Below are 12,167 nucleotides of genomic sequence, written 5' to 3'. Positions count from 1 at the left end.
GTAACGCATGGCTTTATCAACACCCATTTACTTAGATTACGCAGCAACGACACCGGTAGACCCGAGTGTGGCCGAGGCGATGGCAAAATGCTTAACGCTAGAAGGTAACTTTGGTAACCCGGCTTCTCGTAGCTACCGCTTCGGCTGGATGGCTGAAGAAGCGGTAGATGTTGCTAGAAATCAAATTAGCGACGCGCTGAATTGCGACCCTAGAGAGATTGTTTTTACCTCGGGCGCAACTGAGTCAAACAACCTCGCCATTAAAGGTATTGCGCAAGGCTATGCCGACAAAGGCAAGCATATTATTACTGTAAATACCGAGCACAAGGCGGTATTAGATACCTGTGAGTATTTACAGAGCCAGGGCTTTGAAGTTACGTATCTTGAAGTTCAGTCAAACGGGTTAATTGACTTAAAAGAGCTAGAAAACGCGTTGCGTGAAGACACTATTTTAGTATCGGTCATGCACGTGAACAACGAGCTTGGCGTTATTCAAGACATCAAAGCCATTGGGCAACTTTGTCGCGAAAAAGGCGTGTTTTTTCACGTAGATGGCGCGCAGAGTGTGGGCAAGATAGCGATTGATTTGTCAGAGCTTCCGATAGATTTACTGTCGATATCAGCCCATAAAATTTATGGCCCGAAAGGGATGGGGGCTTTATATGTGCGTCGTCGCCCTAAAATCGATTTAGTGGCACAGATTCATGGCGGTGGTCACGAGCGCGGCATGCGTTCGGGTACCTTAGCCACCCATCAAATTGTAGGAATGGGTGAAGCTATTGCACTGGCGTCATCAAAAATGGAAGAGGACAGCGCGCGCATCTTAAAACTGCGTGAATCGCTGTGGCAGGGCCTTCAACAACTTGACGATATTTATTTAAACGGGCATGCCACGCAGCGCATACCCGGTATATTGAATGTAAGCTTTGCGGGTGTAGATGGCGAAAGTTTAATGATGGGCTTAAATGACATAGCCGTATCTTCAGGGTCGGCGTGTACGTCAGCGAGTTTAGAGCCCTCTTATGTACTAAAAGCCATTGGCCGCAGTAATGAACTGGCTCATGCAGGTATACGTTTTAGCGTAGGGCGTTTTACGACCCAAGAAGACATTGATTACGTAGTAAACAAAGTCGTTGATGTAACAAGGCGACTGCGCCAAGCGGTTGTTGCTTAAACGCTTTAATAGTCGATTAGATAGGTGTTTGGCTAAGCGCTAAAAACAGAGCTTAGTGTAGAGCCGGATCAACCATTAGAGCGCAGATTTGGGCAAGCGTTATTGTTCGGGACAAGGCGTAGGTTGTGTTAACACATTCTATTGATTTTAGGGAATGTGGACGAAAATTAATGCGAGCTTGAAGGAAATTGAGCTTCAAGCAGCGTTTAGAACATGTAAGTGGCCATAAATTAATGGCTGAATATTTGAGTGAAATAGTCGGGTATTATATACTACGGCACCAAAATTTTAGGCTGTCCGCAATGTAACTGGCAGTTTCAACAATTCTTTAGGGGATAAACCCAGATAAATAAAGTTGTTGAAGTTGAAGATTTGCATAAATTACCAAGACCGTGGGGTGATTTATTTGCCAGTTAAGTAGAAAGCGCTGTGGCAGCAAATGCAGGCAAACAAGTGAGATCCCAACATGAGTGAACAGATCGAACAGGCGTTAGAAAGAAAGTACGATGCAGGTTTCTATTCAGAAATCGAATCTGAAACGTTTGAGAGCGGCCTGGACGAGTCGGTTATCCGCCGCATATCAGCAATGAAAAACGAGCCTGAATGGATGCTTGAATGGCGTTTGAAGTCTTACCATGCATGGCTAGAGATGGAAGAGCCAGACTGGGCACACGTCGACTACCCAAAAATTGACTATCAAGCCATCTCTTACTACTCGGCACCAAAGAGTATGAAAGATAAACCTCAGTCGTTAGACGAGGTGGACCCAGAGTTACTGCGCACCTACGAAAAACTGGGTATTCCGCTGCACGAACAAGAAATGTTAGCGGGCGTTGCGGTAGATGCGGTATTTGACTCAGTATCGGTTGTTACAACATTCCGTGAGAAGCTTGAAGAAGCAGGCGTTATTTTCTGCCCAATTTCTGAAGCCGTTCAGAAGTATCCTGATCTTGTTAAAAAATACATCGGCTCAGTAGTTCCGCGAACTGATAACTATTTCGCTGCGCTAAACAGCGCTGTATTTACTGATGGTTCATTTGTTTATATTCCAAAAGGCACACGTTGCCCAATGGAGCTTTCTACTTATTTCCGAATAAACGAAATGAACACGGGTCAGTTCGAGCGTACCTTGATTGTTGCTGATGAAGGCAGCTACGTAAGCTACCTTGAAGGTTGTACAGCGCCACAGCGTGACGAGAACCAGCTTCACGCAGCAGTGGTAGAGCTTGTTGCGATGGACGATGCTCAAATTAAGTACTCAACGGTACAAAACTGGTACCCAGGCGATGAGAACGGTAAAGGCGGAATCTACAACTTCGTTACTAAACGTGGTGTAGCGCATACCAATGCGAAAATATCTTGGACACAGGTTGAAACGGGCTCTGCGGTTACGTGGAAATACCCAAGCTGTGTACTTAAAGGCGACAACAGTGTGGGTGAATTCTATTCAGTAGCGCTAACTCGCGGTCGTCAGCAGGCTGATACCGGTACTAAGATGATTCACGTGGGTAAAAATACCAAGTCGACCATCATCTCTAAAGGTATCTCAGCAGGGAACAGTAACAATGCTTATCGCGGTCTGGTTCAAATGGGCCCGCGCGCAGACGGTGCACGTAACTTTACCGAATGTGACTCGTTACTTATCGGTGATAAATGTGGTGCTCACACGTTCCCGTATATCGAAAGCCGTAACCCTTCCGCTATTGTTGAGCACGAAGCAACAACATCGAAGGTGAGCGACGAACAATTATTTTTGTGTCAGCAACGTGGCTTAGACACAGAGAAAGCCGTTTCTATGATTGTTAACGGTTTCTGTAAAGAAGTATTCAAAGAGCTGCCAATGGAATTTGCCGTAGAAGCCGGCAAGCTGCTCGAAATTAGTCTTGAAGGTTCAGTGGGGTAATCAATGCTTAGTATCAAGAATTTACATGCCAGCGTGGAAGAGAAAAACATCATTAAGGGTCTTAACCTTGAAGTTAAACCTGGTGAAGTACACGCTATCATGGGTCCCAACGGAGCCGGTAAAAGTACACTAGGTTACGTGCTATCTGGCCGTGACGGTTATGAAGTAAGCGAAGGCGAAGCCACGCTTAATGGCAAAGACCTACTTGAACTTGAAGTAGAAGAACGTGCCCGCGAAGGCCTTTTCCTGGCATTCCAATATCCAGTAGAAATTCCTGGCGTTAGCAACATGGAATTTATGAAAGAGTCGGTAAACGCTATGCGCGAAGAGCGCGGCGAAGAGCCACTATCGGCCGCTGAGTTCCTTAAAAAAGCTAAAGAAGCCTGTAAGCAAGTTCAGCTTCCACTAGATTTCCTAAAGCGTGGTGTGAACGAAGGTTTCTCTGGTGGTGAGAAGAAGCGTAACGAAATCATGCAAATGATTTTGCTAGAGCCAAAGCTTTGCATTCTAGATGAATCTGATTCAGGCCTTGACGTTGATGCGTTACAGGTTGTTGCAGATGGCGTTAACAGCCAACGCGACGGTGAGCGTAGCTTTATCGTTGTAACCCACTATCAGCGTCTTCTTGATTACATTAAGCCTGACTTCGTACACATTCTTGCTGACGGCAAAATCGTGAAAAGCGGCGACGCTTCACTTGCACTAGAAGTAGAGAAGAGCGGTTATGCATTTTTAGGTAAAGCGTACGAGGAGGCTGAGGCATGAGTCAATGGCTAGAACAGGTCATTGATAGCGCACAGCGCGACGATTATTTATCGCCCGTGCGTCAACAGGCCTTAACACAGTTAAAAGCTGACGGCTGGCCAGCGCGTAGAAGCGAGAGCTGGCGTTTTACGCCGCTCACGCCTGTAGAAAAGCGTGAAGCGAAACAAGCTGTCCAAGCAGACAGCCTGCCAGTTCCAGCAATAGAAAACTTGAATGCTATCGACTTGATTTTCGTTGATGGTGTATTGGTAACGCAAGTAAACACCTTGAACGTGCCTGCTGGCATGACAATTACGTCGCTCAATACCGACGATACAGCTACACAGCAAGCTATTAGCAGTGTTTACGGTCAAGTTAAGCCAACCCGTCATATGTTTGGTTTGGTGAATGACGCGCTTTGCCAACACGGTATATTTATCAGTGTTGAAGCCGGCGTGAAAATCGACACGCCAATTCGCATCGTGAATATGGCTTCACAAAATGTCGATGCTCACACGCGAGTAGTAGTTAAGGTGGCAGAAGGTGCAAGCGCCACTGTTATCGAGCAAGGTTTCGGTGATACTGAAAGCCTAACCACGGCGTTCGCTGAATATGATTTGGCGGATGATGCTCACCTAGAGCACTATCGTTTTGCCATGTTTACTGGCAAAGCCAAGCAGTTAGGCGGTAGCCACTTTAAACTGCATAACCGCACCACGCTTAATAGCACTATGGTGGGTTATGGTAGTGAGTTATCTCGTTTAGACGTCGATATTCACCATGCTGGTGAATTCGCTGACGCGAAAATGAACGCTATTTATCTTCTGGCAGAAGGCGAGCTATTCGACCTTCACTCAACCATTGAGCACGCTATGCCAAATGGTACAACAGAAGAAAACGCGCGCGGTATAGTGGGTGATAAGGCCCGGGCGGTATTTAACGGTCGTATTCATATTCATCGCGACGCACAAAAAACACTCGCTGAGCTTAACAACCGCAATCTATTGCTATCTCGCCGAGGCGTTATTAATACTAAGCCTGAGCTTGAGATTTACGCCGATGACGTAAAATGTGCTCATGGTGCGACGGTGGCAGAGATTGAAGAAGAAGCCCTATACTACATGCTCACTCGTGGTATTCCGCGTAGTAAAGCACTGGTCATGCTGAACTTCGGTTTCATTCAAGAGCTTATTAACGATGTGCCAAACGTAGCGGTACGTGAGTGGCTTGCGCCTATCTTAAGCGAGCGTTTCGCCCAGATGGAGGTGAAATGAGTTTAGACGTTGCAGCACTTCGTGCCCAGTTTCCTATCTTATCGAAAACGGTAGACGGCAAACCGCTGGTATACCTCGATAACGCGGCAACAACACAAAAACCACAGGCGGTGATTGACGCCTTGGTAGATTTTTACACGGGTACGAACGCAAACGTGCACCGCGGAGCGCATCATTTATCAGATGAAGCCACGCGCCGCTACGAAAATGCACGTACCAGCGTTGCTACGTTTATTAACGCTAACGTTCGCGAAGAAGTCATTTGGACTGCCGGTACCACTGAAGCTATTAATATTGTCGCTAATGGTTTAAGTCAGCTACTTGCTGAAGGCGATGAAGTGATGGTGACCGAGCTGGAGCACCACGCTAATTTAGTTACTTGGCAGCAAGCTTGCCGCCGCTCGGGTGCAACGTTAAACGTTGTGCCTATTTTCGATAGTGGTGAGCTTGATGTTGAAGCATTTGACAGGTTGCTATCTAAAAACACTAAGCTGGTGGCTTTTCCCCATGTATCGAATGCGTTAGGCACAGTTAACCCAATTAAGGCACTTACTCAAAAAGCGAAAGCAGTTGGCGCATGGGTATTAGTAGATGGCGCTCAGGGCATTGCTCACGGCGGCGTTGACGTACAAGATATTGGTTGTGACTTTTACGCATTTTCCGGGCACAAACTTTTCGGTCCAACGGGTATAGGCTGCTTGTGGGGCAAAAAAGAGGTGCTTGAAACCTGGCCTGTATGGCAGGTTGGCGGCGAGATGATCAAAGATGTGACTTACCATGAAGCCACATGGGGCGCATTGCCTAACCGCTTAGAAGCAGGCACGCCCAACATCGCGGGAGCCATTGGTATGGGGGCTGCAGTAGATTGGTTTAGTGCCCTTGATATTAATGCGCTGCACGCACATGAGCAGAAGCTACTTGCCTACGCTACCGAGCAAGCAGAAGCGCTTGACGGCATGCGTATTATAGGTACTGCTCCTAATAAAGTTGGGGTGCTGAGCTTCTTACTTGATGGGGCTCACCCCGCAGACGTTGGCTTTATTCTGGATAGGCAAGGCGTTGCAATTCGTACCGGCGATAACTGTGCACAGCCGTTAATGAAACGCTTTGGTATTCCGGGCACCGCCCGTGCGTCGTTCTCAATTTATAATACGCTTGAAGAAGTAGACAGCTTATTCGCTGCGCTTAAGAAAGCAAAAATGATGTTGGCCTAAGGAGGCATTATGAGTGTTGAAACTTTCGTACCTAGTACAAAGCTCATTACGCTAACTGACAGTGCCGTTAAGCATTTCGAAAGTAAGCTTAAAGACAAGCCTGGTCAGTTAATTCGTTTATCAACCAAATTAAGCGGCTGCACGGGTTATGCTTACGTGCTTGATTTCGCTGATGGCGCACAAGCAGGGGATGAAATTGTAGAGATTTCTCCTATTGTGAATGTGGCTGTCGCAGCTGATGCAACAGACCTTTTGCGTAATACAGAAATTGATTACGTGACTGAAGGTGTGAATGGCATCATCAAGTACAACAACCCTAATGTGGTTGATGAATGTGGGTGTGGCGAAAGCTTCAACGTGGGCTAACACCTGCGTACATAACCCACAACCAGTATTACCAAGAGTACAAAGTCGTTTATGAAGCAAAAAATGGTGACCACCGAGCGTGAATGTAAGGCACGTTTGGTTCCTGCAGGCAATCCCACCGTTATACCCGAAGGTGAGTTTGTTAATATCACGCAAGAGCTAGGTGGTAATTACACCGTAACCTGGCGTGGTAATATGTACCGTATTGACGGTACCGACGCTGGTGCAATTGGCCGTAAAGCCATGACGCTAAGCTTTGACGCTCCCGAGGATGGGAACATCAGTGAGCAGCAAGTGTGGGATGCTTTAGAAACTATCTATGACCCAGAAATTCCAATTAATCTTGTATCGCTCGGCCTTATCTATAAGGTGGATATTGACCAAGCATCTGGTGCCGTAAATATCGATATGACGCTTACAGCACCGGGCTGTGGTATGGGCCCAGTGTTAGTCGGTGATGTTGAATATCGCGTGGCTATGGTGCCACATGTTAAAAACGTGAACGTTGAGTTGGTTTTCGACCCAGCTTGGTCACGAGACATGATGAGTGAAGAAGCACAGCTTGAAGCGGGTTTGTTCTTTTAAGCGGTTAATATACCGTCTACCTATAATTCTTTTTACACAATTACGGAAATAGCAATGCAACTACCTAGCAGTGACGAGATTATTGATGATTTAGCGTTCTTCGACGATTGGGAACAGCGTTATCAGTACATCATTGACTTAGGAAAATCTATTCCGGGTTTACCAGAAGATGCTAAGACTCCTGAACGTCTAGTAAAAGGATGTCAAAGTAGCGTGTGGTTGGTAGAGTCTTACGACGGTAACAAAATCAATTTTGACGTGGACAGCGATGCCGTTATTGTTCAAGGGTTACTAGCGCTAGTACTTGCCGCCTATAATGACAAAACGCCAAAGGATATTTTAGCGTTTGATATCGACGGCTATTTTGAAGCGTTGGATCTCGAGCGTCATATCACCCCAACCCGAGGCAATGGTTTACGCGCTATCGTGGGTAAAATTCAAGAGCTTGCAAAAGCTAACGTTTAAAGCCTTATCGTTGGGCCAGTTAATCCAACTTCACGTAAACCACCGATAGCAGCCATAGTGAGTGCAGATATTATTGCTTTAAAATATCTGCCTTCGCACAATAATGTATACATTGTCATCATATTGTCATAGCTATTGGGTTAATCTGACACTACATTACAAGTAAAAACAATACGTTACGCCTAATTTAAAAAGGCGCTGGTCAAGCCGTTATTAATTGCCTATAATTCGCGGCCAAAATTTAAAGATACATACACTATTTGTTTGGAGAGAGAACATGGCTCTTGAGCGTACTTTTTCGATTATCAAGCCTGATGCGGTAGCTAAAAACGTAATCGGTGCAATTTACAACCGTTTCGAATCTGCAGGTCTTCGCATTGTGGCATCTAAGATGATCCACATGAGCAAAGAGCAAGCAGAAGGCTTCTATGCAGAACACAAAGAGCGTCCTTTCTTCGGCGCACTTGTAGACTTCATGACGTCTGGTCCAGTTATGGTTCAAGTACTAGAAGGCGAAAACGCTGTTTTAGCTAACCGTGAAATCATGGGCGCAACTAACCCAGCTGATGCAGCTGCAGGTACACTACGTTCAGACTACGCTGCGTCAATCGACGAAAACGCAGTTCACGGTTCTGACGCGCCTGAGTCAGCAGCACGTGAAATTGCTTACTTCTTCTCTGAAGAAGAAATCTGCCCACGTACTCGCTAAGCGAAGACTGGTAGGTTGAAAACGGGGCCTCAGGGCCCCGTTTTTGTTTGTAAGTGTCTGAGCATGCTTTATGCTGCTTTTCTCGGGGCTCATTCAGGCAAGCTAAACCACGTTTCTCGCGCATTACCAAACTTAACGTTTCTCTGCGTTAAATCGACTTTTTCTCATATCTCATCTGTGGTAAAATCCGCGCAAATTTTAATCAGCGTATTTCTTTTTCTTTAATGCCGCTCAAGGCATAAACGATTCGCTGGTTTTTACACCATATTCAGCAGTTAGAGGGGCATCCCTCGAAGGTAAAAGGGTCATCTTATTCATGGCAAAAACTAACTTATTAAACTTAAATCGCGAAGGCTTGCGCAATTTCTTCAAGGAAATGGGCGAGAAACCGTTTCGTGCCGACCAGGTAATGAAATGGATTTACCAGCACGGTGTCAGCGATTTCGAGGAAATGAGTAACCTCAATAAAAACCTTCGCGCGATGCTGATTGAAAATTGCGAGATTAAAGCCCCTGAAATTGCTTACTTCCAAGAAGCGAGCGACGGTACTATTAAGTTCGCACTTACCCTTGAGGGTGGTCAGGAAGTTGAGTCTGTTTGGATCCCCGAAACTGATCGGGCGACGTTATGTGTATCGTCACAAGTAGGTTGTGCACTAGAGTGTACCTTCTGTTCAACGGCGCAACAGGGGTTCAACCGTAATCTAAGCGTGAGCGAAATTATTGGTCAGGTATGGCGCGTAGCTACCTTCCTTGGTCTTTCTAAAGACTCAAGCAAACGCCCAATCACCAATGTAGTGATGATGGGCATGGGTGAGCCGCTGCTTAATCTTAAAAACGTAGTGCCGGCCATGGACATCATGCTAGACGATTTTGGTTTCGGTCTATCTAAGCGCCGCGTTACGCTAAGTACTTCTGGTGTTGTACCTGCACTTGATATGCTGGGCGATCAGATTGATGTAGCACTTGCTATCTCGCTTCACGCGCCCACCGACGAACTGCGTAACGAAATCGTACCGGTTAATAAGAAATACAATATCGAAGCATTCTTAGCTGGGGTACGCCGCTATTTAGCTAAATCAAAAGCTAACCAAGGCCGCGTGACGGTAGAATACGTTATGCTTTCAAACATTAATGACAGCACTGAACAAGCGCATCAGTTAGCAAAGGTATTAAAAGACACACCTAGCAAAATAAATTTAATACCATTTAATCCTTACCCAGGTTCGCCTTACACGTGTTCGAGCAATTCGCGTATCGATAGATTCGCAAAAGTGCTTATGGAATACGGGTTTACCACTGTTGTACGTAAAACCCGAGGTGATGATATTGACGCGGCGTGCGGTCAATTAGTGGGCGATGTAGTAGACAGAACGAAAAGATTGTTAAAAAAACAGGTGAAGGGCGAAGCAATTTCAGTAAAAATGGCCCAATAATCATTAAGATAATAGGGTAAGACTATGATTGCAGGATTGCGAACTTCACTTAGAATTGGATTATTAAGCGCGGTAATACTCACTGCTGGCTGTGTTAGCAACAGCCAGCCAGGCATGTATGGTGGCGACTTTGACCACGAAGAAGCCGCCAAGACGCGCATGTCTCTTGGCCTTACTTACCTCCAAAATAATAATTACACGCAGGCGAAAAAGAACCTCGACAAGGCGCTTGCGTTTAACCCTCACTCTGCAGACGTTCAGTACGCTATGGCGTATTACTACCAGCTGGTAGGCGATAACCTGCGAGCAGAAGAGTATTACAAAACCGCCATTGAACTCGCTCCTGACGATGGGGATATTGCCAATAGTTATGGTGCGTTTAAGTGCCAAAATGGCGAATACGATAAAGCCAAGGCTTATTTTTTTGAGGCAATTAACAACCGTCTTTACGCAAACGCGGCGCAAACCTACGAAAACCTAGCCTTGTGTGCGCAGAGTCAAGGGAAGCTTGATGAAGCAATCGGTTACTTCAAAGATGCCTTACAGCACCAACCAGCACGAGGTAAGAGTCTATTCTTGTTAAGTGAACTGTATACAGTGTCAGAGCAGTGGGACCTAGCCGAAAGAACACTTCAAAAATACCAACGTGTTGCCAAGGTTACACCAGATTCATTGTGGTTGGCTTATGAAATCGCTAAAGGCAAGAAAGATTTGGAAAAGGCGAAAGGGTATGGCGATATGTTGCTTTCTCTGTTCCCTGAAAGTGAACTTACGAAGCGATATTTGGTTCAGCGCGACGCGCTTCAAAAGAAAGTCGTAATAAAATCCAAGGCTTCTTCTTCTCAGGAAAAGGCAGCACAACCCGTTGTTGAGCAAGAATCTGAAAAAGCCGTTCAAAAGCAAACTGGCGAAAGTGCAAGTGAGCCGGTGCCTTCTAATAAAACCCGGATTGATAAGTCAAGCGTCACCCTAAGTGGTAAGAAAAAGCAGGTTGCCATGGTAGAAGCCGAAGATACAGAGCAAAATACTGAATTATCTGCGCCTGACGACAAATTCCATGTAGTAAAAGAGGGTGAAAACTTATATCGTATTTCTTTATTGCACAATATCAAAATGGCAACACTGCAAGCGTGGAATAACCTTGAAAATACTGGCGCTATTATTGCTGGTCAGAAACTTTGGTTAGTACCGCCAAGTATGCAGGAGGAATAAGGTTTAATGGTGTCAGAAGAAAACGCGAATGAAGAAGTTACTTCGCAACAACAAGAAAATACGCCAAGCCCAGGGGCAATGCTTAAAGCACGTCGCGAAAAGCTAGGTTTGTCTCAGCAAGATATTGCCGATAAGTTGTTTCTAAAGGCTAAACAAATCAATGATTTAGAAAGTGATGTGATTGATGAGAACTCGTCAGTTACCTTTACTAAAGGCTACGTAAGAAATTATGCCAAACAATTGGGAATGAACTCCCATGAGGTTATTGAGGCATTTGAACGCTTCCACAACCAAACATCAGTACCTTCATCGGAAAAACTACAGAGTTTTTCAAAACGTGTCGCAAAACAGACACACGATGATCGTTGGATGATGGTTACCTATGCGATTTTACTTCTCATCATTGCTGGCGTTGTCGTGTGGTGGTATCAACAGCCAAGCGACGACACCGTTGCTGAACTGCCCCTAAATGAGGCCGTAAAGAGAGAGGCGGCAAACACGCCAATTTCTTCAAATGCCAGAACAGCAAATGGAAACGGTGCTGAAACTTTACAAGGTGAGTCGGCTAACACACTATCAACGGGAAGTTCAGAGCAAGGCTCATCTCAAATCAATGATGTCTCAAATACAGGCTCTGATAACGCTGAGTTAGCAGGTGCAAACAGCGATGAAAATGGGCAGGATAATGGTTTTACCCAAAGTGGCGACCTTGACGATGGCGCCATTTCTGCTCCTGACAGTGCAGTTGATAGCAGTAACAATATTACTGCACTTGTAAACACGGCAGGTAGCGATAATGAAACGTTAGCTGATACCGCTCTTAACACTCAAACTGAAGCTTCGCCTATCTCAATGGTTTTTACCTTTGACGATGACTGTTGGGTTAATATTAAAGACGCCTCGGGCGAGGCGATCGCCTACGGTGTAAAGCAAAAAGGGCGTGTAATGGAAATTCAAGGCGTTCCTCCTGTTGAAGTTACGCTCGGCGCACCGGATAATGTGCGTATATCAGTTAACGGCGACGCTGTTGATATTTCTCCATATCAAAATGGTAGAACAGCTCGTTTTGTACTTCCCTTATAGGTA

General features: G+C 45.7%; 12 protein-coding genes. All 12 read left to right on the top strand.

The window, feature by feature from the left end; all coding sequences use genetic code 11:
• Positions 1–7: 7 nt before the first annotated feature.
• The 12 genes from IW644_RS09660 to IW644_RS09605 all read left to right on the top strand — a co-directional run bounded on the left by IW644_RS09660 (position 8) and on the right by IW644_RS09605 (position 12,164).
• Complete coding sequence (locus IW644_RS09660) at positions 8–1,174, top strand: IscS subfamily cysteine desulfurase (protein WP_269917415.1); 1,167 nt, start codon at positions 8–10, stop codon at positions 1,172–1,174.
• 466 nt (positions 1,175–1,640) lie between these two features.
• Positions 1,641–3,077, top strand: coding sequence for a Fe-S cluster assembly protein SufB (sufB, locus tag IW644_RS09655; RefSeq protein ID WP_269917414.1), 1,437 nt, complete (start codon positions 1,641–1,643; stop codon positions 3,075–3,077).
• 3 nt (positions 3,078–3,080) lie between these two features.
• Entirely contained in the window at positions 3,081–3,842 is a 762-nt protein-coding gene (gene sufC / locus IW644_RS09650) for a Fe-S cluster assembly ATPase SufC (protein ID WP_269917413.1), read from the top strand.
• Positions 3,839–5,095: a Fe-S cluster assembly protein SufD gene (gene sufD / locus IW644_RS09645; RefSeq protein WP_269917412.1), complete on the top strand. Its 1,257-nt coding sequence runs from the start codon at positions 3,839–3,841 to the stop codon at positions 5,093–5,095. Before sufC ends, sufD begins: the two co-directional genes overlap by 4 nt.
• A complete protein-coding gene (locus IW644_RS09640) occupies positions 5,092–6,309 on the top strand; it encodes an aminotransferase class V-fold PLP-dependent enzyme (RefSeq protein ID WP_269917411.1) in 1,218 nt (405 codons plus the stop codon). The genes sufD and IW644_RS09640 overlap by 4 nt, the downstream gene beginning before the upstream one ends.
• 9 nt (positions 6,310–6,318) lie before the next feature.
• Positions 6,319–6,675 carry a HesB/IscA family protein gene (locus IW644_RS09635; RefSeq protein WP_269917410.1) on the top strand — a complete coding sequence of 119 codons (357 nt, stop codon included), beginning with the start codon at positions 6,319–6,321 and terminating at the stop codon, positions 6,673–6,675.
• A 51-nt stretch (positions 6,676–6,726) separates the two neighbouring features.
• Positions 6,727–7,260, top strand: coding sequence for a putative Fe-S cluster assembly protein SufT (gene sufT, locus IW644_RS09630; RefSeq protein WP_179984056.1), 534 nt, complete (start codon positions 6,727–6,729; stop codon positions 7,258–7,260).
• Positions 7,261–7,314: 54 nt separating this feature from the next.
• Entirely contained in the window at positions 7,315–7,725 is a 411-nt protein-coding gene (locus IW644_RS09625; RefSeq protein ID WP_269917409.1) for a SufE family protein, read from the top strand.
• Positions 7,726–8,002: 277 nt separating this feature from the next.
• Positions 8,003–8,434: a nucleoside-diphosphate kinase gene (gene ndk, locus IW644_RS09620; protein WP_012519000.1), complete on the top strand. Its 432-nt coding sequence runs from the start codon at positions 8,003–8,005 to the stop codon at positions 8,432–8,434.
• 316 nt (positions 8,435–8,750) lie between these two features.
• Positions 8,751–9,869: a bifunctional tRNA (adenosine(37)-C2)-methyltransferase TrmG/ribosomal RNA large subunit methyltransferase RlmN gene (locus IW644_RS09615; RefSeq protein WP_269917408.1), complete on the top strand. Its 1,119-nt coding sequence runs from the start codon at positions 8,751–8,753 to the stop codon at positions 9,867–9,869.
• Positions 9,870–9,893: 24 nt separating this feature from the next.
• Positions 9,894–11,081, top strand: a complete 1,188-nt coding sequence (pilW, locus tag IW644_RS09610; RefSeq protein ID WP_269917407.1) for a type IV pilus biogenesis/stability protein PilW — start codon at positions 9,894–9,896, stop codon at positions 11,079–11,081.
• Between the two features lie 6 nt (positions 11,082–11,087).
• On the top strand, positions 11,088–12,164 hold the full coding sequence (locus IW644_RS09605) for a RodZ domain-containing protein (protein WP_269917406.1): 1,077 nt from the start codon (positions 11,088–11,090) through the stop codon (positions 12,162–12,164).
• The last annotated feature ends 3 nt before the right edge of the window (positions 12,165–12,167 follow it).

The organism is Alteromonas sp. PRIM-21, assembly GCF_027563165.1.
Lineage (GTDB): Bacteria > Pseudomonadota > Gammaproteobacteria > Enterobacterales > Alteromonadaceae > Alteromonas > Alteromonas macleodii_A.
Note: the sequence above shows the minus strand (reverse complement) of the source record. Positions and strands in the feature narration are given on the sequence as shown.

Coding starts and splice junctions, on each gene's coding strand:
- IW644_RS09660 (WP_269917415.1), top strand. CDS start 8: ATGGCTTTATCAACACCCATTTACTTAGATTACGCAGCAACGACACCG.
- sufB (WP_269917414.1), top strand. CDS start 1,641: ATGAGTGAACAGATCGAACAGGCGTTAGAAAGAAAGTACGATGCAGGT.
- sufC (WP_269917413.1), top strand. CDS start 3,081: ATGCTTAGTATCAAGAATTTACATGCCAGCGTGGAAGAGAAAAACATC.
- sufD (WP_269917412.1), top strand. CDS start 3,839: ATGAGTCAATGGCTAGAACAGGTCATTGATAGCGCACAGCGCGACGAT.
- IW644_RS09640 (WP_269917411.1), top strand. CDS start 5,092: ATGAGTTTAGACGTTGCAGCACTTCGTGCCCAGTTTCCTATCTTATCG.
- IW644_RS09635 (WP_269917410.1), top strand. CDS start 6,319: ATGAGTGTTGAAACTTTCGTACCTAGTACAAAGCTCATTACGCTAACT.
- sufT (WP_179984056.1), top strand. CDS start 6,727: ATGAAGCAAAAAATGGTGACCACCGAGCGTGAATGTAAGGCACGTTTG.
- IW644_RS09625 (WP_269917409.1), top strand. CDS start 7,315: ATGCAACTACCTAGCAGTGACGAGATTATTGATGATTTAGCGTTCTTC.
- ndk (WP_012519000.1), top strand. CDS start 8,003: ATGGCTCTTGAGCGTACTTTTTCGATTATCAAGCCTGATGCGGTAGCT.
- IW644_RS09615 (WP_269917408.1), top strand. CDS start 8,751: ATGGCAAAAACTAACTTATTAAACTTAAATCGCGAAGGCTTGCGCAAT.
- pilW (WP_269917407.1), top strand. CDS start 9,894: ATGATTGCAGGATTGCGAACTTCACTTAGAATTGGATTATTAAGCGCG.
- IW644_RS09605 (WP_269917406.1), top strand. CDS start 11,088: ATGGTGTCAGAAGAAAACGCGAATGAAGAAGTTACTTCGCAACAACAA.